This window comes from Bradyrhizobium sp. JR4.1, assembly GCF_040548605.1.
GTDB lineage: Bacteria > Pseudomonadota > Alphaproteobacteria > Rhizobiales > Xanthobacteraceae > Bradyrhizobium > Bradyrhizobium canariense.
This window is the reverse complement of record NZ_JBEPRY010000002.1, coordinates 126338-147934: the sequence shown is the minus strand read 5'-3', so window position 1 is coordinate 147934 and position 21597 is coordinate 126338. Positions and strand designations below refer to the sequence as shown.

Genomic DNA, 21597 nt, shown 5'->3' with positions numbered 1-21597 from the left:
AGCCAGGACCCATAACCACGAGTGCGCGTGGCTATGCACAGATGCGGCTCCAGCGTGCCGTGACAATCGGGTTCAGTGGTAATGGGTCCTGGCTTTCGCCAGGACGACGATAGGAAAGACTCAATGCCTACATCTCACGGTCCCTTGCGCGTCGGCATCGGCGGTCCGGTCGGATCGGGCAAGACCGCGCTGATGGACCTGCTCTGCAAGACCATGCGCGAGCGCTACGACATCGCGGCGATCACCAACGACATCTACACCAAATGGGATGCGGAATTTCTCGTGCGCTCGGGTTCGCTGACGCCGGATCGCATTGCCGGGGTCGAGACCGGCGGCTGTCCGCACACCGCGATCCGCGAGGACGCCTCGATGAATCTCGCCGCGGTGGCGGATATGCGCGCCAAGTTTCCCGGGCTCGATCTCGTGCTGATCGAATCCGGCGGCGATAACCTCGCTGCCACCTTTTCCCCCGAGCTCGCCGATCTCACCATTTACGTCATCGACGTGGCGGCCGGCGACAAGATCCCGTCCAAGGGCGGCCCCGGCATCACCCGGTCCGACCTCCTTGTCATCAACAAGATCGACCTGGCGCCCCATGTCGGCGCCTCCCTGGAAAAGATGGAGACGGACGCCAGGCGCATGCGCGGCGAGCGGCCGTTCGTCATGACCAACCTGAAGAAGAGCCAGGGGCTGGACCGCATCATCGGCTTCATTGAGGCCAAAGGCGGCTTGAAACGGGCCGGCTGACCGGCGCGACCACCTAACGCAGGCGTTTCCCCCCGTTAACGCCATGGGCAGAGCCGTGTCCACGGAACAAATTTCGGTCACGGCAATTGATTACCTCCGGTGCCCGGAGCAAATCCGTCCCGGCCGGACCAGCGGCGGGCCGATTTAAGCTTCTCAGGCGACCAAGTTGCGTACCGATGTCTCCTCCTTCATTATCCCGGCCATTGGGGTCCACCCTGTTTCGGCACGTGCCCGTTCGAGCGGCGTCCATATGCTCCGTGTTTATTGCCGACCTCCTGCTTTCGCCTGAGTAGTCGCGTGGTCCGGCTGGGTTTCATCATCGGCTTCATTGCTCTTCTCGGAGCCCTGCTCTCCGGGCTTGCGGCCTATCGCGTCCACGACCAGGAGCTGGCGCTGGACCGGATCGCGCTGGCGCGCGCGATCGACGTCCATGCGAGCCTCGTCCAGGACCGGCTCACCGAGCGCGAACTGCTCGCGCGGGTTGCCTCCGGCCTGTTCCGGGCGCCGTCGGTGCTCAAGCCAAACATGCTCGAGCCGCTGCGCTCGGCCATCTACGCCTTCAAGACCGATTTCGTGGTGGCGGGCTGGGTCGCCCGCCTGAAGCCGAACGAACTTGCCGCAGCACAGGCCGCCATCGCGAGCGCCGGCTTCCCCAATCCGCGAATCCGCACCTATGACGACAAGCCGATCGATCCCGCAGGTGTCACCCAGCCGATCGACGTGCTGATGGATCTCGAGCCGCGCAGCAACGAGACCAAGGGGCTGCCCGGCCGCAGCTACGACCAGGATCAGGTGCGCAGCGCCATGCTGGCGCGCGCCAGAGTGGAGAAGAGATCGGTTGCCTCAGAACCGGTTGCCCTCCTGCGCAGCGGCGGGCCGATCGGCATCATTGTGGCCGCTCCCGTCATCCCCGAGGGCGCGACGGAGCCGGCGGGCTTCATCACATTTTCCTACGAGCTCTCTTCCCTGATGCTGACCAACGACGACATGTCGTTGTTCGCGGTCGCACTGAAGGATCCGCGCCGGGAGGGGGGCGAACTCGTCGCCAACGATCAAGGCGTGGTCTCGGCCCGAACGACAGCGGCTGAGGGGCCGGCGCCGTCGGCGACGCGCACGGTGAGCTTCGGTGGTCGCGACTGGCAGCTCGGCTATTACGCCAAGACCAATTCGGCGCGCCGCGCCGAGCAGACTGCGATCATCGTGGCGGCGATCGGCTTTGCGATCACCGCGATGGTGTGCGGCCTGTTCGGCTATGTCGCCTACAACAATTTGCGGCTCAGCCGGGAAATCCAGGTCAGAATCGGCTTCGAGCGCCGGTTGACTGCTGTCATCGACGAGCTCAACCACCGGGTCAAAAACATCCTGGCAGTGATCCAGTCGATCGTGACCCGCACGCTGCGCCATGGCTCGGACATCGATGTCGCGCGCGAGCTCCTGATCGGCCGCATCCACGCCATGTCCAACGTCGTCTCACTGCTCAGCGAGAGCCAGTGGCAGGGGGTCAAGCTGAAGGGCCTGTTCGAGGCGCGCGCCATCCCGCATGCCGACCGAATCGCCGTCACCGGTCCTGATATCGCAGTCAGCGCGCGTGCAGCGCAGAGCCTGTCGCTGCTGTTCTTCGAGCTCGCCTCGCACTCCGACGAGGGCCTGTCGCTGGTCGGCAAGCATCCGCACATCACGGCCAATTGGACGGTGACGAACGAGGGGGCCGGCGAGGTCTTCTATTTCCGCTGGGAGGAGTTCAACACCAGCGAAGCGACGCGCCGCCCCGATTCCGATTTCGGCCTGATCCTGCTGGACCGCGTCGCGCCCGAGGCGCTCGGCGGCACCGCCAAGCGCTATTTCACCGACGTCTCCTATGTCTACGAGCTGACCGCGCCGATGGAGACGGTCGAGGACATGACCGAGCGCGACCGCACCGACAAGCTGTCAGCACCGATCCGGCCGGCGCGGAAAACGCCCTAACTCTTCGGGCGCAGCACGAGGTCAACCAGAGTCCGCGCGTAGGCCGGCGTGATCGGCGCGATGCCGAAGACGTAGCGGTAGAACAGGCTGCCATAAATCGCGTCGTAGAGATCCTGGGGCGGCGCTTCCGCCAGAATGCTGCCGTCGTTCTGGCCTGCGGCGATCATCTCGATCAGTGCGTCGCGGCGGAATTGCAGGTAGCGGGCGTAGAACAGCTCCGCCGAGCCGGTCTTGGAGATGCATTCGGAGATGACGGCGAGCTGGACCTTGCCGAACTCGCCCTGGAGCGCTTCGGCGTAGGCCGCGGCATGGCGGCGTGCGCGCGCGGCGGGGCTGCCCGAGCTTGCAGGCGGCAGCGGTAGCATCTGCGCGGCATGGTGAAGGAAGGCGTCGATCAGCAAGGCTTCGCGGGACGGCCACCATTTGTAGATCGTCATCTTGGAGACGCTGGAGTGGCGCGCGATTGCGTCGATGGTGGTGGCGGCAAGGCCGGTGGTGGCCATCAGCGCATAGGCGCTTTGGAGAATGGCGTTGGTGGTCTCGATCGACCTCGGCCGGCCGCGCCGGGGCGCGCTGTCGGCTCCCTCACTCCCGCCATTCGCCATCACCACGCCGGCCTCCTCGCGCAATCCGCTGCCGCTCCGCATAGCCCAGCCGTGACGGCCGGCCTAGCGGAATCGGAAGGTGTCGAGTTAGGTCTGCTGCCGCAAGGCCGCGGGCAGGTCCTGCCGCTTCGACCAGCCGATGTAATATGCGACCGCGGCCATCGCCGCGAAGCCGGCCAGACTCACGGCGATCTGCATCACCACCAGATTGGCGCCGGTGATCAGGACGAGATGGCCGGCGAGGGACAGGAACACGCCGACGCAGAACACCGCGAGCCATTCCTCGCCGCATCTGATGACCGCCCGTAACGGTCTCCATTGCAGGGCGGGATGATCGGCCGGGACGAGATATGTCGCGAGGAAAGCGAGTGCGAGGAAGTGGACCACGCGATAGGGTGCGAGGTTTTCCTTGTCGGTCGGCGTGATATTGTCGAGCACGATGTTCGGCAAGTAGGCGGCAAGCGCGGGCGAGTGGCGCATCAGCGTGATCGCCATTGCGAATACGAGATAGGCGCCCGCAAGCACGCGCAGCCAGGACAGGCCATGCAGCGCGCGGCCCGACGCACCGGTCACGGCGAACCAGCCGCCCAGCACCATCAGCATCTGCCAGCAGAACGGGTTGAAGGTCCAATCCTGGTCCGGATAGACCCGGAAATTCCAGTCGAACCAGCGCGCCGCAACGTACAGCGCGACCGATGCCGCAAGCATCAGGTTCGGACGCCGCAACAGGCCCCACAGCGCGAACGGAAAGAAGGCCATCAGCGGGATCATAAGCTGTAACAGGTCGAGATTCAGCGGCTCCTCCTGGAGCACGAGGCCACGCACCAGGATGCGCAGCGGGTGCTCGAGAATTCCCGATATGTTGTATTCGTGGATGATCTCGGGCGCCTTCGATTGCGAGGCGACGTAGGCGATGGTGTCGATATAGATCACGAACAGCACGACATAAGCGGCATACAGCCGCCAGACGCGGCGAAAGATGCGCGTCGCCGCGACGACGTAGCCGCGCTCCAGTGCTATCCTGCCGTGAATGATCGCGACGCCATAGCCCACCACGAACACGAACAAGTCTGCGGCGCCGCTGAAGCCGAAGTTGCGCAGCGTCAGCAAATTGACGACGTTGTTCGGGATGTGGTCGACGAAAACCGACCAGTTGGCGATGCCGAGCGTCAAATAGAGACGAGGGTCGTGATGGAATGCGGCGAGGTTCGCCTGGACGGACGGTTTCATCGAAAAAAATGGCTTTTTGGAATCAGGGGCGCTGCTTTTACCGGCAACCGCCTGCCTATCCGAGTAGCGTTTGCGTGATGGCGCAGGCAACGGCGCAAAATCGGCGCGGGGCCACTGGTGCCGATTCGATAGATGCGTATACGGGACCTGGGACGAAACTTTCTAAGGCGTGCTAGCTGCTACTCGGCAGGTTCGGCCGAGGCCTCGTCGGGTACGCCGGCGCGGCTCGCCATGATTCCGAGGGCGACACCGCCGATCGCCAGGATCGGCAACAGCCGCTTGATCCCGATGGCGCGAACGATCTGGAGTCCGGTGGCGAGCAGCATGGGGTCCGCGAGCATGCTCGAGGCCGCCGACTTCGTGGCGCGCTCGGCCGCGATATAAGCTTGCTTGCGCAGCTGCCGCTTGTAGACCCAATAGCTCACCGCCGCGGTCAGGGTCAGGAGAAAGAAAACGCCTGCACCGGCAAGGCAGGCCTGCACCGGACCATATTTCTCGAGCACCGAGATGAACGCCGCTGCGCACAGGAAGCAGGTGGTGATGAAGAGCGCGAACGCCGCGCCTGCCGCCAACGAGGTCAGCCGCACAGCGCTGCCGGTGGATGCGCTGATCCCGTCGATGATGCGCTGAAACATGGTCTTGCTCCTCAGATCCCCACAAGCCGGCGCCGGCGGCGCCGCTGCGCCACCGTCTCGATACCCATTCGCGACCTCAGCGGCGCCAGGCCGCGCCGATCAGAAAGCCGATGCCGAGCGCGAGCCCGACGGTCGCGAGCGGCCGCTGGCTGATCGCGTCCTCCAGCGTCTCCTCGATCGAGCCGTAGGCCTCCTGTGCCGCGCCCATCATCGCGCTGCCGCGCTCCGACATGTCGTCGATCGCGGAATCCACGTTTTCGCGCGCTTGGCGATAGCCGCGGCGGGCCTGCTTGCCGGAGGAGTTGGCAAAAGTATTGAGCGCGTCGGTGATCTGATCGGTGAGGGCGGCGATATCGCTTTTCACGGCTGCTACATCCTTCTCGAGGCGTTCTCGGGTGGCTTTGTCGGTCCAGTCTCTCATCCCGGCTTCGGCATTGGTGGTGGACATCGGGGGCTCCGAGCTGTTGACGGTTGAGACAGCCGGGAAACGTTTCGTCGTCGGGTAAGTTCCGTTCACGGAAACCGGTCAGTCCTGCGGGAGCTGCGGCGAATCCTGCGGCGACAGATGCTCCTTCAGGATCAGGGCGACGATCAGCAGCGGCGACGACAGGAACGCGCCCATCGGGCCCCACAGCCAGGTCCAGAACGCCAGCGCCAGCAGCACCGCGAGCGCATTGAGCGCCAGCCGCCGGCCAATGATGGTCGGCGTGACGAAATGTCCCTCCAGGAAGGTGATGCCGCCAAAGGCGAGCGCCGCCATCAGGCCGCCGCTGACGGTTGGGAAGGTGACCAGTCCCACCACGACCAGAATGGCGAACATGGCCACCGGTCCGATGATCGGAATGAAATTGAGGGTGGCCGCGAGCGCGCCGAGGCCAGCCGGATTGGGCATTCCGGTGAGCGCGCAGACGATGCCGGCGGCGACGCCGACGCCGACATTGATGAGAGTCACGGTCAAGAGATAGTTGCCGAGATGGACCTCGATCTCGTTGAGGATGCGAAGCGTGCGCAGCCGTGCCTCATGATCGCTGAAGGTCATGATCATCGCCCGTCGCAGGTCCCGCCAGCTGGCGATGAACAGGATCAGCGTGACGAAGAACAGCAGGAATTCGGTAAAGGTCGGTGACAGGAATTCGATCGTCGGCTGCACCCAATCGAATTTCGGCATCTGGAAGCTCGGCAATCCCTCCGAGCCGCCGAGCATCGTCTGCAGCTCTCGCCACAGCGCCAGCGGCCGGTCGAACACGTGGACCTTGTCTTTCAGCTGGGTGCCGAGTTCGGGCAGGCGCGAGCTCCATTCCATCGCCGGCGAGGCGATCAGCGCGACGATGAAGCCGACCACGGCGGTCACCGCGAACACGATCAAGACGGCGGCAAGCCCGCGCGGCACTTTCCGGTTCTCCAGAAAGGTCGCTGCCGGCGAGAGCATCGTGCCGGTGACGAACGCCATCACGACAGGCAGGAAGAACGCCTTACCGACATAGAGTACCGCGACGATTGCGATGAGGAGCAGCCCGGCGAGCGAGAAGGCGACGAGCTCTGTGCGGCGGATCACCGGGGGGAGTTCGCCGTGGCTCTCGGGAAGCGGAGTGCCTTCGCCGTTGCCGGGAATCATACGTTCACTGGGAAGGACGCGCACAATACCTCTCCGGCACGGAGTCTTCGGTCCTCGCGCCTATGATCAGGGAGAACGTCCAAGCGCCCTGCGGGTTCCATCGCGGCTTCGTGAAGAAGGGCTCGCTTGACTGTGACGTCGCTGCTGCATCCCGCAGCGGAACTTGTAGCGGTTCGACCGCGTTGATCGAACCAGCGCATCACCCTGATGCAGGCATCCAACGGGGCAGCACATGACGAAGCTCTCTGCAGTCCGACGCCGCTTATCGCCGCGCCGCATCACCGCATTCGCGTTCGCAACCGCTTTGCTGGCAGTGCCGTTCGGCGCCGCGAGCGCACAGACGCTGGGCTACACCTATCCGCATCAGCCCTACCCGCAGGACCAGGGCTATTCGCAGGGTTATGCGAGCCAAGGGTATGCAAACCAAGGCTATGCGAACCAAGGCTATGCGAATCAGGGCTATGCAAGCCCGAACGCCCAGGCCGCCGACGAGGATGCCGCGCTGCCCGATCGCCTGCGCAGGCAGATTGTCAGCTTCGACCGCAGCGAGCCGGCCGGTACCATCGTCATCGATACCAACAATACTTATCTCTATTACGTGCTCGGCCAGGGCCGCGCCATCCGTTATGGCGTCGGCGTCGGGCGCGAGGGTTTTACCTGGTCGGGTGTGCAGAGCGTCAGCCGCAAGGCGGAATGGCCGGACTGGCATCCGCCGGCTGAGATGATTGCGCGACAACCTTATCTGCCTCGCTTCGTCGCTGGCGGCCCCGGCAATCCGCTCGGCGCGCGTGCGATGTATCTCGGGTCGAGCGAATACCGCATCCATGGCACCAACGATCCCACCACGATCGGTAAGTTCGTCTCGTCCGGCTGCATCCGCATGACCAATGAGGACGTCACCGACCTGTTCGGCCGCGTCAATGTCGGCGCCAAGGTCGTCGTGCTGCCGAAGAACGCGCCGCTGATGGCGAAAGGTAGCGATTCCGTGCGCAAGCGCCCGGCCGTGACGGCGCTGCCCTCGGGCCGGCAGGCGCTGAACGTTTCGAATTCGGCCGTGAACTAAGGATCGTGTGAGGTCACATGAAGAGACGTTCGATCGGCAAACTCGCCGGTGGCGCGGTGGCGTTCGTCGCCGTTGCCTCCGTCGGCCTCGCGCTCACGCCATCGGCCCATGCGGAGGACTTTTTCTCGGCGCTGTTCGGCGGCTTCCGCGGGCGACCGGCGCCCGAGATTCGCATGCCGTTCCAGACCGATGACACGCCACGCTACGACACGCCGCGTCAGCGGGCGTCCTATGGCGGCGGCACGGCCTATTGCGTGCGCGGCTGCGACGGACGTTATTTCCCGGCGCAGGGAAACGATTCCGAGAGCAAGGCGCAATCCTGCAAGAGCTTCTGCCCGGCCTCGGAGACTTCGCTGGTCTATGGCGGCAACATCGACGACGCGACGACGGAGAAGGGGAAATCCTATTCCGACCTGCCTAACGCGTTCCGCTATCGCAATGAGATTGTCTCAGGCTGCACCTGCAACGGCAAGGATCCGGTCGGGCTCGCTCAGGTCAAGGTCGACGACGATCCCACCTTGCGCAAGGGTGACATCGTCGCGGGCGCCGACGGCCTGGTGGTCGCCAGCCGCAATGCCAACGACCGCCGCGGTGTCGCGATGAATTTCTCCCCGCTGCCGGATTCGGTGCGCGCAAGATTCCGCCAAGTGCCGGTGGTGGCGAAGGAGTAGCCCTCAAGGTCGTCCTGGCGAAAGCCAGGACCCATTACCCCAAATGCCGGTGTTGCCCCCACACCGCTGACCACCAGCCTGCCCCTTGCAGAGTGGGGTGGCTATGGGTCCTGGCTTTCGCCAGGACGACACCGGCATGTGTGGCTCGTCGTTCCCATATACCCACGCTACGCTGCGCGTATCTTGCCGAGGAAGTCGCTGACCTCATGGCCGAGCTGGCGGCTCTGGCTCTCCAGCATCTCGGAGGCATGCTTCACGTTGTCGGCGGCGGCGGCAGCAGCGTCAGCATCGGATTTGACGCCGGTGATGTTGTCCGAGACGTTCTTGGTGCCCTGCGCCGCAAACTGAGTGCTGCGGGTGATCTCTTGCGTGGCCGCACCCTGCTCCTGCACGGCGGCAGCGATTGCGGTCGCGACCTCGTTCACTTCGCCGATGATGCCACCGATGGTCTGGATCGCGCTGATGGCGTCGCCCGCGACCTTCTGGATGTCGGCGATCTGCTCGGAGATCTCCTCGGTCGCCTTGGCTGTCTGGCTCGCCAGCGACTTCACCTCGGAGGCGACCACGGCAAAGCCACGCCCGGCTTCTCCGGCGCGGGCGGCCTCGATCGTGGCGTTGAGCGCGAGCAAATTGGTCTGCTGCGCAATGGTGTTGATCAGGCCCACGACCTCGCCGATGCGACCGGCCGACTTCTGAAGTCCCTGCACCGTGCCGTCGGTCTCGCGGGCCTGGGTCACGGCGCGGCTGGCGATACCCGCGGCATGCGCGGCCTGCTGGCTGATGTCGTTGATCGAGGCGCTGAGCTCTTCCGCTGCGGCGGCGACGCTGTCGACGCTCATGGAGGCGTCGTTGGAGGCCTTGCCCGCGACCTGAACGCGGTCGTTGGTCTGCCGCGACACCGCGGAGAGATCGCCCGAGGTCTTGCGCATCTCGCCGGAGGCTTCGCTCAACTCGCCGAGCGTCTTGCGCACCGCGCCCTCGAACTCGCCGACATAGGTCTCGACGGCGCGCTGGCGCGCGGAGGCGCCCGCATTGCGTTCGCGCTCCTGCGCCTCGATCGTGAGCTTCTCGTTGGCCTGCTGCTTGAAGGTCTCCAGCGCGCCGGCAAGCGCGCCGATCTCGTCGTTGCGATCGAGATAGCCGCTGTCGACGGCAAGGTCGCCGCCGGCGACCTTCAGCATGGCGTCGCGGATGGTGTTGAGCGGAGTGATGACGCGGCGGCTGACCAGCATGATCGCGCCGACGGCAAGCCCCACGGCGAGCGCCAGCAGCGTAAGCTGCACGATCAGTGCGCGCTCTGCGGCGCCGCGCTGCTCCTGCGTGTGGATCTTGGCGGCATCGAGCGCACCTTCTGCCACTGCGACCGCGCTCGCCATCCGGCCGACCGTGAGCGGGCTCCATTGGTTCGCCGTCATCTCGGGCTTCTCACCCTTGACCAGCGCGTCCGCGAGACGGTCGCGCAAGGCCAGATACTGCGGCTCGAAATAGGAGGTCTTGGCGGAGGCCATCGCGGAGGCGAGCCCCGCCGGCAACTGCATGCCGGCCGTCGACAACTCCAGCGCCTTCCACATCGCGCTCGTGCCGCCGACATGTTGGGTATAGGCGTAGCGGCCCTCCGGCGTGATCTTGCCGGCGGCCAGCCCGGTCGAGACGATCAGCGAAGCTTCGCCTGCTGTGTTGCGGAGCAGCCAGGCGTTCTGTTTGATCGACAGCAACTGGTCGATCGCGGCGTCCAGGTGATTGACGGTGGCGGCCAACGTGTTCGAGAGCTTGTCGAGCGTGTCGAGCAGGCCCTGCGTCGTTTCCATGTATTCCTTGGGCAGGCTGGCGCGGCGCTGGTCCTTCGGCTTGGCGACATCCTCCCAGAACTGCTTCTGCTCCTCGATCAGCAGCTTATAGAGGCGCGCGAGCTCCGGTACCAGAGTGCCCGATTGCGGAAAGTCCATGGCCGGCAGCAGCGCGAGCGCGCGCGCCATGGCGGGCATTTGGGCATCGCGCAGGGCGCGCAGATATTTCTCGATTTCGCCGTCCATCGGCTCGGTCGCGTTCAGCAGGCGGACCGTGGTCGAGCGGTCGGTGCGCAGATTGTGCATCGCCTTGAACAGATCGGCGGACGTGTCGGCGATCTGCGAGATGCGATTGGCGGTCTTCAGGCGATCCCAGGACTCGTAGGCGGTAAGGGAGAGCACGATCACCACGCAGACCGACGTGATCGCGATCACCGCCTTCAGCAGCGCGGATACGGTCAGACGATTCAGCATCGAAGTCCCCCCAATTCCCAATACAAAGTTCGTGAAGTCGCCCCGGCAACAACAGAAAAAGGGGCCCGTAAGACGAGGCAATCGCATGCCGTTTGCGGCTCACGGCCCAAACGGTTTCCGCATCTCAAAGGAAAAGGGTAAAGTTTTAGGCCGGCCGGCTGATCGTAGAAGTACGTATTTACTAGAAGTTGCAGAGGGTTGCGTCGATGGAACCAAGCCGGGAGTTGCGCGTTAGGAGAGGGTCAGCAATTTTGCCTAAAGGGGGGTCCTAGCGATGCTGGTCGGCGTACTCGTCACCTTTCTCGTCGTCATTCTCGTACTTTATCTCATCAACATGCTGCCGATGGACGGCCGCGCCAAGCAGATCGCGCGCGTGGTCGTCATCATCATCGGCATCGTGTCGCTACTGAAATATCTGGCCGTGTTCTAGCCGCGCTTTCGTAGCCCGGATGGAGCGCAGCGCAATCCGGGTCTTGCCCCAATCGATAGCGGCTTCGGATTACGCTCCACTCCATCCGGGCTGCTGCGCCAACAAAAAAGCCCCGGCGTGAGCCGGGGCTTTTGGTGCTCGCCTATTCGGGCCTATCCCGCCCCTTTGGCCTCGCGGCGGCGGGCGGTGAGGATGTATTCGGTGTAGCCATTCGGCTGCTCGCGCCCCTTGAAGATGAGGTCGCTAGCCGCCTTGAAGGCTGTGCCGTCGAAGCCGGGCGCCATCGGCTTGTAGATGGGATCGCCCGCGTTCTGCTTGTCGACCACGACCGCCATGCGCTTGAGCGATTCCATTACCTGGGCTTCGGTGATGACGCCCTGGTGCAGCCAGTTGGCGAGGTGCTGGCTGGAAATGCGCAAGGTGGCACGATCCTCCATCAAGCCGACGTCGTGGATGTCAGGCACCTTGGAGCAGCCGACGCCCTGGTCGATCCAGCGCACGACGTAACCGAGGATGCCCTGGCAGTTGTTGTCGATCTCCTGCTTGACGTCGTCGGGCGCCCAGTTCGACTTCGACACCGGGATGGTGAGGATGTCGGAAAGGTTTGCGCGTGGGCCGCCCTTGGCGAGCTCCTGCTGGCGCGCGGTGACGTTGACCTGGTGGTAGTGCAGCGCGTGCAGCGTCGCGGCGGTCGGCGAGGGCACCCAGGCGGTGGTGGCACCGGCCTGCGGATGGGCGAGCTTCTGCGCCAGCATGTCCGCCATCTTGTCCGGCGCGGCCCACATGCCTTTGCCGATCTGGGCATGGCCGGGCAGGCCACAGGTCAGGCCCATATCGACGTTCCAGTCCTCATAGGACTTGATCCAGGGCTGCGCCTTCATCTCGTTCTTGCGGATCATCGGACCCGCCTCCATCGAGGTGTGGATCTCGTCGCCGGTTCGGTCCAGGAAGCCGGTGTTGATGAACATGATGCGCTTGGAGGCGCGCTGAATGCAGGCCTTGAGGTTGACGGTGGTGCGCCGCTCCTCATCCATGATGCCGACCTTGAGCGTGTTCTCGGGCAGCGACAGCATCTTCTCGACGCGGTCGAAGATCTCGCAGGTCAGCGACACCTCGTCGGGACCGTGCATCTTCGGCTTGACGATATAGGCAGATCCCGTGCGGCTGTTCTTGACCTTGGAGTTGCCTTTCAAGTCATGGACAGCAAGAAGCCCGGAGACGGCAGCGTCGAGCAGGCCTTCCGGAATCTCCTCGCCCTTTTCGTCCAGCACCGCGTCGGTGAACATGTGGTGACCGCAATTGCGCATCAAGAGCAGGCTGCGGCCGTGCAGCTTGACCTCGCCCTTGCCGTCAGGCGTCTTGTAGCTGCGGTCGGCATTGAGCGAGCGCGTCAGCGTCTTGCCGCCCTTCTCGAAATCGGCCGACAGCGTGCCGTTCATCAGGCCGAGCGTGTTGCGGTAGACCAGCACCTTGTCCTCGGCATCGACCGCAGCGACCGAGTCTTCCATGTCGAGAATCGTGGAGACCGCGGACTCCATGACCATGTCCGCGACGCCGGCCGGATCGTCCTTGCCGATCGCGCTGGTGCGGTCGATTTTCACCTCGACATGCAGGCCGTTGTTGGCGAGCAGCACCGCGCTCGGTGCGGCTGCGTCGCCCTGGAAGCCCGCGAATTGCGCGGCGTTCTTCAGCGCGGTGGCGTTGCCGCTCTTCAGCTTCACCGCGAGCTGGCCCGCGACCACGCTATAGGCGGTGACGTCGGTGTGACTGCCGGTCGCCAGCGGCACGGCGGCATCGAGGAAGGCCTTGGCCTTGGCGATCACCTTGTCGCCGCGCGCCTTGTTGTAACCCTTGCCGCTCTCGGATGAATCGTGCGGGATCGCGTCGGTGCCGTAGAAGGCGTCATAGAGCGAGCCCCAGCGCGCATTCGCCGCGTTCAGCGCGTAGCGTGCGTTGGTCAGGGGCACGACGAGCTGCGGGCCGCAGATCTTGCCGATCTCTTCGTCCACATTTTCGGTCTCGACCTTCTGCGTCGCCGGCTCCGGGACGAGATAGCCGATCTCCTTCAGGAAGGCCGTATAGGCGTTGAGGTCGAACGCCTTGCCCTTGTTGGCGCGGTGCCAGTCGTCGATCTTGGCCTGCAACGTGTCGCGCACCGCGAGCAGCGTGCGGTTCTTCGGCCCCAACTCCTTGATGATGGCGGCGAGCCCGGCCCAGAACGCATCCGGCGCGATCCCCGTCTTCGGGGCCGCTTCCTTGGCGATGAAATCGAACAGGACGGGAGCGATCTTCAATCCGTGGGCGTCGACGCGTTTCATGATGGGCTTTCTTGTTGGAAATGGCTGTTTTTGGCTGCTTTTGACCCGACAGCAGCAAAATGCGCTCCAAGGAGCGGCTTTCGGGGTCTTATTAGCCCCAAAATCGGGGCCGTGAGAAGGCCCCCAAAAGTTGTCAAAATGTCAAGACGAGGTGGGGAGCGCGGACGCGCCGTGCCCTTGATGCCCGCTGCTGAAGCATTCGGCGCGATCTCTCCCCGGCGTCGTCCTGGCGAAAGCCAGGACCCATTACCCCAGGGAGGAGTTAGGCGAAGACTCGTCCCGGTACTGCTGCCGTCCCAACCGATAAATCACGCGGTATGGGTCCTGGCCTTCGCCAGGACGACAGCACGGGTCGGGGCAGCAGCCCGGCTCAAATATTCGCGGCGAGGTCCACGAGTTCGTCGAACAGCACGCCGGTCGTCTTGAGCATCCGTTCGATCTCGTCCGCCGCCTCGGCGACCGTCCGCGTCGAGGTGTCGATCACGAGCTCAGCGGCTTGCGGCGTCTCGTAGTCGTTGCCGATGCCGGTGAACGACGCGAGCGTGCCGGCGCGGGCCTTCTTGTAGTGGCCCTTGGGGTCGCGCTCCTCGCAAATTTCCGCCGGCGTCGCGACGTGAATCTCGCGGAACGCAGTGTCGGCGATGCGGCGCGCGGTGGCGCGGTCCTCGCGGGCGGGCGAGACGGCGGCGACAATGGCGATGTGGCCGTTGCGGGCGAGATGCGTCGCGACTTCGGCGAGACGGCGGATGTTCTCGCTGCGATCGGCGGCCGAGAAGCCGAGATCGCTGTTGAGCCCGGCGCGTAGCGTATCGCCGTCGAGCAGGATCGGCGAGCCGCCATTGCTGAACAGCCGCCGCTCCAGCGCTTTTGCGAGAGTCGACTTGCCGGAGGCGGGGAGGCCGGTGAGCCAGACCACGGCGCCGTTGTGACGATAGCGCGCGGAGCGCTCGTCGGGCCGCAGCGCGGATTCCACCGGCACGATGTCGACGGGCAGAGCGCGCTGACCGGCGTCGACCGACAGCACGAGACCGCCGCCGGCGATGCGCCCGGACACCTCGATCACGAGACGGCCGGTGCGCGGATTCTCGGTGTAGGGATCGGTGGCAATCGGATTCGAAAGGGAAATGTCGATCTCGCCGACATGGTTGCGCCCGATCGCCTTGTTCTCGACGCTCGACAGCTCGCCGGGATCGACCGCCTTCTCGATTGCGACGACAGTGGCGCGGCTTTCCTTCGGTCCGCAGCGAACCAGGAGCTGGTCGCCCTTGGCCAGCGGCTTGTCGTGCAGCCAGAAGATCCGCGCGCGCAGCCGTCGCGTCTCGCGCGGCGCGCTGTTCGTATGCGCGATGATATCGCCGCGTTCGAGGAACAGCTCGCGGTCGAGCGTGATGCCGACCGAGCGGCCTGCGCCCTGACGTCCTGCGACCGGCGTCACCGGCCAGCTCTCGACCGTCTTGATCCTGGCGATCTTGCCGGCCGGCATGATCACGATTTCGTCGCCGGCAACCAGGCTGCCGGATTCGATCCGGCCCGCAACAATGCGGCGATCGTCGAATTTGTAGATCGCCTGCACCGGCAGGCGCAGCGCCAGCGCTTCCAGCGGCCGCGCCGGCTCGAGCCGGTCGAGCGCCTCGACCACGGTCGGACCCTTGTACCAGTCGATGCGGTCGGTGCGCTCGGCGACGCCGTCGCCGTCACGGGCGGAAATCGGGATCACGGCCGTGGGCTTCACGCCGAGGCCTTGCAGATGCGCCGAGATCTCGTCGCTGATCTCCTTGAAGCGTTCGGCGGAGAAGTCGACGCGGTCCATCTTGTTGACGACGACCGCGACCTGCTTCACGCCGAGCAGATGCAGGAGATAGCCGTGCCGCCTTGTCTGGTCGCGCACGCCTTCGAGCGCGTCGATGATCAGCACCGCGCCGTCGGCCTGCGAGGCGCCGGTGATCATGTTGCGCAGGAATTCGGCGTGGCCGGGTGCGTCGATCAGCACGATGTCGCGCGAATTGGTGCGGAAGCGGATCTGCGTGGTGTCGATGGTGATGCCCTGGTCGCGCTCGGTCTGGAGCGCGTCGAGCAGGAACGACCATTCGAACGGCATGCCGCGCCGCGCGCTGACGGCCTTGAGCATGTCGAGCTTACCGTCGGGCAGGCTGCCGGTCTCGTGCAGCAGGCGGCCGACCAGCGTCGACTTGCCGTGGTCGACATGGCCGACGATGACGATGCGGACCTGCGGACGCGTGGTGCCGTTCGGGGTGGCGGGCGAAGCGGGGGTGACGATCATGTTCATACGACGCTCGCGTCCTTGATCAGAGATAGCCGGCGACACGCAGGCGCTCGAAAGCGTCCTCGGTCTCGTGATCGAGCGCGCGGCCGGAACGTTCCGGCACCTTGGTCTGCTCGAGTTCGATCAGGATCTCGTCGATGGTCGACGCGTTTGAGGCGACCGGATTGGTGATGTCCTGATCACCCAGCGAGCGATAGCGCTTGCCGTTTTGCGACAGATACAGCGGGATGATCGGGATGTTCTCGCGCTTGGTGTAGGCCCAGATATCGGACTCGGTCCAATGCAGGATCGGATGGATGCGCAAATGCGCGCCTTGCGGCGGCGACGCATTGAAATGGTCCCAGAACTCCGGCGGCTGATCGCGCACGTCCCAATTGCCCTCCAAGCCGCGCGGCGAGAACACGCGCTCCTTGGCGCGCGTTGCCTCCTCGTCGCGGCGGATGCCGGCGATCAGTCCGTCGAAACCGTATTTGGCGAGCGCCATCTTGAGGCCCTCGGTCTTGCGCGCGGCGGAACGGGCAGCCGGCGGCAACGTTGGGTCGACGGCATCAATCGGCGGGCAGGGCTCGACGCGTAGATCGAGATCCCATTCCTTGCCGTAGTGATCGCGGAAGCGATACATCTCCGGAAACTTCTTGCCGGTGTCGACATGGAGGGCCGGGAACGGCAGACGGCCGAAGAACGCCTTGCGCGCCAGCCAGATCATGACGTTGGAGTCCTTGCCGAGCGACCACAGCAGGGCAATCTTCTTGAGGCGGCCGAAGGCTTCGCGGAAGATATAGATGCTCTGGGCCTCGAGCTGGTCGAGATGGTCCATGCTCGGTGCCAGGTCGGCAGAAAATTCTTGCGCGGGCACGCGCTCGGCGAGAGCGGGGCTGCTCAGCCCGCCAGCGGTGGAATTGTCCTTGAGAAGATGCATCTCTGCCACTTTGCGTTTGGAGGCGAAAATTCTATAGTTGCGGTGCAAGAGAGAAGAAAAAATTTTCTCTTTGCGCGCTAGAAACGACACATATATAGAAAATAATTCCAGTCAACCCCGGATCTGGGGGGAGCGAGTATCGTATGCGGTTCTTGCCGGTGTTCCTCGATCTCAAGGCCGGTCCGGTGGTCCTCATCGGTGCGGGTGAGCTTCTGCGCGCCAAGCTGCGCGTTCTGGCCGCTGCCGGTGCGCGCATCCGCGTGCATGCGATCGACGGCAATCAGGACCTGGGTCTGAGCTCCGAGGACGCGGCGCGTATCAACATCGCGGCCGCCGACCCGCTGACCGCCGATCTCTCGGGCATCATCGCCGTCGTTTGCGCCGGCGCCGGCGATGTCGGCGTGGCGATGTCGGCCCGCGCCAAGGCACTCGGCCTGCCGGTCAATGTCATGGACGATCTCGCGCATTCGAGCTTCATCTTCCCGGCGATCGTCGATCGCGGCGATGTCGTCGTCGCCGTCGGCACCGGCGGCACGTCGCCGGTGGTGGCGCGGCGCGTGCGCGAAAAGATCGAGGCGCTGCTGCCGGCGCGCATCGGCGAGCTGGCCGAATTCATCGGCGGCTTCCGCAAATCCATCAACGAACGTATTGCCGAGTTTCCGCTGCGCCGCCGCTTCTGGGAGCGCATCATCGACGGCCCGATCGGCGCCGCCGTTCTGGCCGGCCGCAAAAGCGAGGCGGACGCTGCGCTCAAGGCGATCTCCGATCCATCCGCGTTCGCGCGGGCCGACAAGCCGGAAGGCTCGGTCGCGCTGGTCGGCGCCGGTCCGGGTGATCCGGATCTGCTCACCATCAAGGCGCTGCGCGCGCTCCAGGACGCCGATATCGTCTTCCATGACGAGCTGGTCTCGCCCGAGATTCTCGATCGCATCCGCCGCGACACCACGCGCGTGCCGGTCGGACGCCGCGTCGGCAAGCCCGGCATCGGGCAGGACGCCATCAACAAGCGCATGATTGAGGCCGCGCAATCCGGCCAGCGCGTGGTGCGGCTGAAGGGCGGGGATCCCTTCGTGTTCGGTCGCGGCGGCGAAGAAGTCGAAGCCCTGCGTGCCGCCGGCGTTGCCTATTCGATCATTCCCGGCATCACCGCAGGGCTCGGCGGCGCCGCCGATTTCGAGGTGCCGCTCACCTACCGTCATGAAGCCACCCGCATCACCTTCCTCACCGCGCACAAGGCGCGCGACGCGGAAGTCGTGGACTGGTCGACGCTGACCGACACCAGGATGACCGTCGTGGTCTACATGGGCATGACGGCTGCGCCGGCCATACGCGCCGGTCTCCTGGCCGCCGGCCGTTCGCCGGAGACGCCCGTCGGCGTGTTCGCCCGCGTCACGCGTCCCGATGCGCAAGGCGCGATCGGCACGCTGCGCGACCTGCCCGAACTGGTGCGCCGGACCCATGGCGGTCCCGCCATTCTCATCATCGGCGACGTGGTCCGGCATGCCGGCTCGCTTCGCCGCGAAACCGCCGAGAAAACCCCAAAGCAAATCATCTCTGACCTATTGGATGCAGCCGAATGACCTCCCCGCTTGAACAGAAGAAGATCAAGATCGCCGGCCCCTCGGTCGTGACCGCCAATCGCACCTGGGACGGCATCGTGGTGTACCGTACCGCCGCCAAGAGCTGGTCCGCGGACCTGTCGGAAGCTGCGATCGTGCGCAACTCCGACGAGGCGAAAGCGTTGCTTGCCGAGTCCGTGGCCGATGACGTCGGCGCGATCGGTCCCTATATCGCCCCGGTACAGGTCGGCGCCGACGGCAAGGTCGAACCCGGCAATCTGCGCGAACAGATCCGCCGCACCGGCGTGACCATCGGACAGCCGGTCCAGGTTTAAGGCATTCTCCCATGTACGCTTACGACGAAATCGATCGCACGCTCGTCAACGAGCGCGTCTCGGAATTCCGCGACCAGGTGAAGCGCCGCCTCTCCGGCGAGCTCACCGAAGACGAGTTCAAGATCCTGCGGCTTCAGAACGGCGTCTATCTGCAACTGCACGCCTACATGTTCCGTGTCGCGATCCCCTACGGGACGCTGGCGTCGAACCAGTTGCGGGCGCTGGCCCACGTCGCGCGCAAATACGACCGCGGCTACGGCCATTTCACCACGCGGCAGAACATCCAGTTCAACTGGATCAAGCTCGCCGAACTGCCGGACGCGCTGGCTGATCTCGCCGAGGTCGGCATCCATGCGATGCAGACCTCCGGCAACAACATGCGCAACGTCACCTCGGACCAGTGGGCCGGCGTCGCGCCCGGCGAGATCGAGGATCCCCGTATCTGGTCGGAGCTGATCCGCCAGCACACCACGCTGCATCCGGAATTCTCGTTCCTGCCGCGCAAGTTCAAGATCGCGATCACCGCGTCGGATCACGATCGCGCCGCGATCAAGATCCACGATATCGGCCTGCGTCTGATCAAGAACGAGAAGGGCGAAACCGGCTTCGAGGTGCTGGTCGGCGGCGGTCTCGGCCGCACGCCGTTCATCGCCAAGACCATCAAGCACTTCGTCCACGGCCGCGACATCCTCAGCTACATCGAGGCGATCCTGCGGGTCTATAACCAGTACGGCCGCCGCGACAACATCTACAAGGCGCGCATCAAGATCCTGGTGCACGAGCTCGGCATCGAAAAATTCTCGCGCGAGGTCGAGGAGGAGTGGCAGCATATCCGCAACTCCTCGCTCCAGATCGACGACGAGGTGATCGAGGACATCCGCTCGCGTTTCACCTACCCCGCTTACGAGAAGCTGCCGCACAATCCGGACGAACTGCGCCAGGCCGCGGCCGATCCGGATTTCGAGGCATGGCGCAAGAACTCGGTCGCCCCGCACAAGAACCCGGGATATTCCATCGTCACGATCTCGCTGAAGCCGATCGGCGCGCCTCCGGGCGATGCCACCGCCGAGCAGATGGATGCGCTCGCCGATCTCGCCGACAAATATTCCTTCGGTGAGATTCGCGTGGGCCACGAGCAGAACCTGGCGCTGCCGCATGTCGCCAAGCGCGACCTGCCGGGCTTGTGGAAGGCGCTCGACAAGCTCGGGCTGGCAACCCCGAACGTCAATCTGATCACCGACATCATCGCCTGTCCGGGCCTCGACTATTGCTCGCTGGCGAATGCGCGCTCGATTCCGATCGCGCAGGAGCTGACGCGGCGCTTCGCCAACCACGAACTCGCCAATCTGATCGGCCGGCTCCACATCAACATCTCCGGCTGTATCAATGCCTGCGGCCATCACCATGTCGGCCATATCGGCATTCTCGGCGTCGAGAAGAACGGCGAGGAAGTCTACCAGATCACCATCGGCGGCCGCGCCGACGAGAGCGCCGCGCTGGGCAATCTGATCGGTCCAGGCGTCAAGTTCGACGAGGTCGCCGACGTGGTCGAGGACATCGTGGAAGCTTATCTGGCGCTGCGCGAGCGGCCCGAAGAGCTGTTCATGGACACGGTGAAGCGCCTCGGCGTCGAACCCTTCAAGGAGCGCGTCTATGCCACTCGTTAACGGCGGAAAGATCGCCGACGACAGCTTCGTCAAGCTCGCCGTCGACACGCCGCTACCCGAGAGCGGCGATGTCCTGGTCCCGGCCGAGCGTTTCATCGGCGAGGTGGATACGCTGCTCAAGCGGGCCGGCAAGGTCGGCGTGATCTGGCCGAACAATCGCGACATCGCCGAACTGGTGCCCTACCTCGGCAAGATCGCCGTGGTCGCGCTGGTCTTCCCGACCTTCCGCGACGGGCGCGCCTACAGCCAGGCGCGGCTGCTGCGCGAGCGTTACAACTACCGCGGCGAATTGCGGGCCACGGGCCAGGTGCTGCGCGACCAGTTCGTGTTCATGCTGCGCGCCGGCTTCGATTCCTTCGAGGTCAAGAAGCAGGCCGACGCGGAAGCCTTCATGCAGACCGCGAAGCGCTATTCGGTGTTCTACCAGCCGACCGGCGATGGCCGCATCACCGCGCTGCACCGGCGCATGCAGCTGCGTCATTCCGAGGGTGTCGGCACGTGAACGCAATCGCGTCTTCAGTTTCGTCAATCTCCGCCTCTGCGCTGCCTTCGGCGGAGGAGCTCGATCGCGCCTTGCGCGATGCCTCGCCCGCCGAAATCATCGCCGCTGCGCTGAAGACGGTCGGGCGCGACAAGCTTGCGCTGGTGTCGTCCTTCGGCACAGAATCGGCGACGCTGCTGAAGGTCATGGCCGACGTCGATCCGGCGATCCCGGTGATTTTTCTCGACACCGGCTGGCTGTTTGAGGAGACGCTTGCCTATCGCGATACGCTGATTGCGATGCTCGGCCTGAAGGATGTCCGCTCGATCAAGCCGGCGGAGGAGACGCTGGCGCGCGAGGATGGCGATCGCGACCTCTGGTTCTCCGATCCGGATGCCTGCTGCCGTATTCGCAAGGTCGAGCCGCTGGCGCGTGCGCTGAAACCGTTCGATGCATGGCTCAACGGTCGCAAGCGCTTCCAGGGCAGTACCCGCGCCGACATTCCTGTGGTCGAAGACGATGGCACAAGGTTGAAGTTCAACCCCTTCGCCAATGTCTCGCGTGAGGAACTCGAAGCGATTTTCGTCCGCGCCAAATTGCCGCGTCATCCACTGGCCGCCTCCGGTTTTCTGTCGGTTGGGTGTATGCCTTGCACCAGCAGAACGGCCGAAGGCGAGGACGCACGCGCCGGTCGCTGGCGCGGCCGAGCGAAGACAGAATGCGGCATCCATACGATGAAGATTTCGTAGCACAGTCGCGCTGCCCGGCTACGAACAAGGAAATCCGGTTCCGTTGACTTGAGCGCGTTTCGA

The 21597-nt window shown here is 64.7% G+C and carries 19 protein-coding genes; 10 read left to right on the top strand and 9 right to left on the bottom strand.

Annotated elements, in window-relative coordinates; all coding sequences use genetic code 11:
* Positions 1-123 precede the first annotated feature (123 nt).
* Together ureG and ABIB90_RS05945 are read left to right on the top strand one after the other, a co-directional pair.
* Positions 124-747 carry an urease accessory protein UreG gene (gene ureG / locus ABIB90_RS05950; protein WP_007599817.1) on the top strand — a complete coding sequence of 208 codons (624 nt, stop codon included), beginning with the start codon at positions 124-126 and terminating at the stop codon, positions 745-747.
* Positions 748-1044: 297 nt separating this feature from the next.
* Complete coding sequence (locus tag ABIB90_RS05945) at positions 1045-2712, top strand: CHASE domain-containing protein (protein ID WP_219682899.1); 1668 nt, start codon at positions 1045-1047, stop codon at positions 2710-2712.
* Here the strand turns inward: ABIB90_RS05945 and ABIB90_RS05940 are convergent.
* From ABIB90_RS05940 to ABIB90_RS05920, 5 genes are all read right to left on the bottom strand, one after another.
* Positions 2709-3317, bottom strand: a complete 609-nt coding sequence (locus ABIB90_RS05940) for a TetR/AcrR family transcriptional regulator (protein ID WP_198288318.1) — start codon at positions 3315-3317, stop codon at positions 2709-2711. The two genes, ABIB90_RS05945 and ABIB90_RS05940, sit on opposite strands and share 4 nt — an antisense overlap.
* A gap of 87 nt (positions 3318-3404) precedes the next feature.
* Positions 3405-4547, bottom strand: coding sequence for an OpgC domain-containing protein (locus ABIB90_RS05935; protein ID WP_219682898.1), 1143 nt, complete (start codon positions 4545-4547; stop codon positions 3405-3407).
* 179 nt (positions 4548-4726) lie between these two features.
* Positions 4727-5182, bottom strand: coding sequence for a hypothetical protein (locus tag ABIB90_RS05930; protein ID WP_007599822.1), 456 nt, complete (start codon positions 5180-5182; stop codon positions 4727-4729).
* Positions 5183-5258: 76 nt separating this feature from the next.
* Positions 5259-5630, bottom strand: coding sequence for an ElaB/YgaM/YqjD family protein (locus ABIB90_RS05925; RefSeq protein WP_007599824.1), 372 nt, complete (start codon positions 5628-5630; stop codon positions 5259-5261).
* A gap of 78 nt (positions 5631-5708) precedes the next feature.
* Entirely contained in the window at positions 5709-6821 is a 1113-nt protein-coding gene (locus ABIB90_RS05920; RefSeq protein ID WP_354200429.1) for an AI-2E family transporter, read from the bottom strand.
* Positions 6822-7029: 208 nt separating this feature from the next.
* Between ABIB90_RS05920 and ABIB90_RS05915 the strand changes: the two genes are divergently transcribed.
* On the top strand, positions 7030-7860 hold the full coding sequence (locus ABIB90_RS05915; RefSeq protein WP_354200428.1) for a L,D-transpeptidase: 831 nt from the start codon (positions 7030-7032) through the stop codon (positions 7858-7860).
* Positions 7861-7877: 17 nt separating this feature from the next.
* Positions 7878-8531 (top strand): DUF2865 domain-containing protein, encoded by a 654-nt coding sequence (locus tag ABIB90_RS05910; RefSeq protein WP_219682895.1) that lies wholly within the window; start codon positions 7878-7880, stop codon positions 8529-8531.
* 167 nt (positions 8532-8698) lie between these two features.
* On the opposite strand, the gene ABIB90_RS05905 is transcribed toward ABIB90_RS05910, so the two are convergent.
* Entirely contained in the window at positions 8699-10792 is a 2094-nt protein-coding gene (locus ABIB90_RS05905; protein ID WP_219682894.1) for a methyl-accepting chemotaxis protein, read from the bottom strand.
* 274 nt (positions 10793-11066) lie between these two features.
* On the opposite strand from ABIB90_RS05905, the gene ABIB90_RS05900 reads away from it, so the two are divergent.
* Positions 11067-11222: a Thivi_2564 family membrane protein gene (locus ABIB90_RS05900; protein WP_007599832.1), complete on the top strand. Its 156-nt coding sequence runs from the start codon at positions 11067-11069 to the stop codon at positions 11220-11222.
* A 152-nt stretch (positions 11223-11374) separates the two neighbouring features.
* On the opposite strand, the gene ABIB90_RS05895 is transcribed toward ABIB90_RS05900, so the two are convergent.
* The 3 genes from ABIB90_RS05895 to cysD all read right to left on the bottom strand — a co-directional run bounded on the left by ABIB90_RS05895 (position 11375) and on the right by cysD (position 16641).
* Complete coding sequence (locus ABIB90_RS05895) at positions 11375-13540, bottom strand: malate synthase G (RefSeq protein WP_354200427.1); 2166 nt, start codon at positions 13538-13540, stop codon at positions 11375-11377.
* Positions 13541-13910: 370 nt separating this feature from the next.
* Complete coding sequence (gene cysC, locus ABIB90_RS05890; RefSeq protein WP_007599836.1) at positions 13911-15827, bottom strand: adenylyl-sulfate kinase; 1917 nt, start codon at positions 15825-15827, stop codon at positions 13911-13913.
* A 19-nt stretch (positions 15828-15846) separates the two neighbouring features.
* Positions 15847-16641 carry a sulfate adenylyltransferase subunit CysD gene (cysD, locus tag ABIB90_RS05885; protein WP_026232781.1) on the bottom strand — a complete coding sequence of 265 codons (795 nt, stop codon included), beginning with the start codon at positions 16639-16641 and terminating at the stop codon, positions 15847-15849.
* 245 nt (positions 16642-16886) lie between these two features.
* Here cysD and cysG point away from each other — a divergent pair, with 245 nt between their 5' ends.
* The 5 genes from cysG to ABIB90_RS05860 are packed head-to-tail and all read left to right on the top strand — an operon-like array spanning position 16887 to position 21534.
* On the top strand, positions 16887-18323 hold the full coding sequence (gene cysG / locus ABIB90_RS05880) for a siroheme synthase CysG (protein ID WP_007599840.1): 1437 nt from the start codon (positions 16887-16889) through the stop codon (positions 18321-18323).
* Positions 18320-18637, top strand: a complete 318-nt coding sequence (locus ABIB90_RS05875; RefSeq protein ID WP_007599842.1) for a DUF2849 domain-containing protein — start codon at positions 18320-18322, stop codon at positions 18635-18637. Before cysG ends, ABIB90_RS05875 begins: the two co-directional genes overlap by 4 nt.
* 11 nt (positions 18638-18648) lie before the next feature.
* A complete protein-coding gene (locus ABIB90_RS05870; RefSeq protein WP_007599843.1) occupies positions 18649-20304 on the top strand; it encodes a nitrite/sulfite reductase in 1656 nt (551 codons plus the stop codon).
* Entirely contained in the window at positions 20291-20806 is a 516-nt protein-coding gene (locus ABIB90_RS05865; protein WP_007599845.1) for a DUF934 domain-containing protein, read from the top strand. The genes ABIB90_RS05870 and ABIB90_RS05865 overlap by 14 nt, the downstream gene beginning before the upstream one ends.
* Positions 20803-21534 carry a phosphoadenylyl-sulfate reductase gene (locus ABIB90_RS05860; RefSeq protein WP_354200426.1) on the top strand — a complete coding sequence of 244 codons (732 nt, stop codon included), beginning with the start codon at positions 20803-20805 and terminating at the stop codon, positions 21532-21534. Before ABIB90_RS05865 ends, ABIB90_RS05860 begins: the two co-directional genes overlap by 4 nt.
* Positions 21535-21597: the final 63 nt, after the last annotated feature.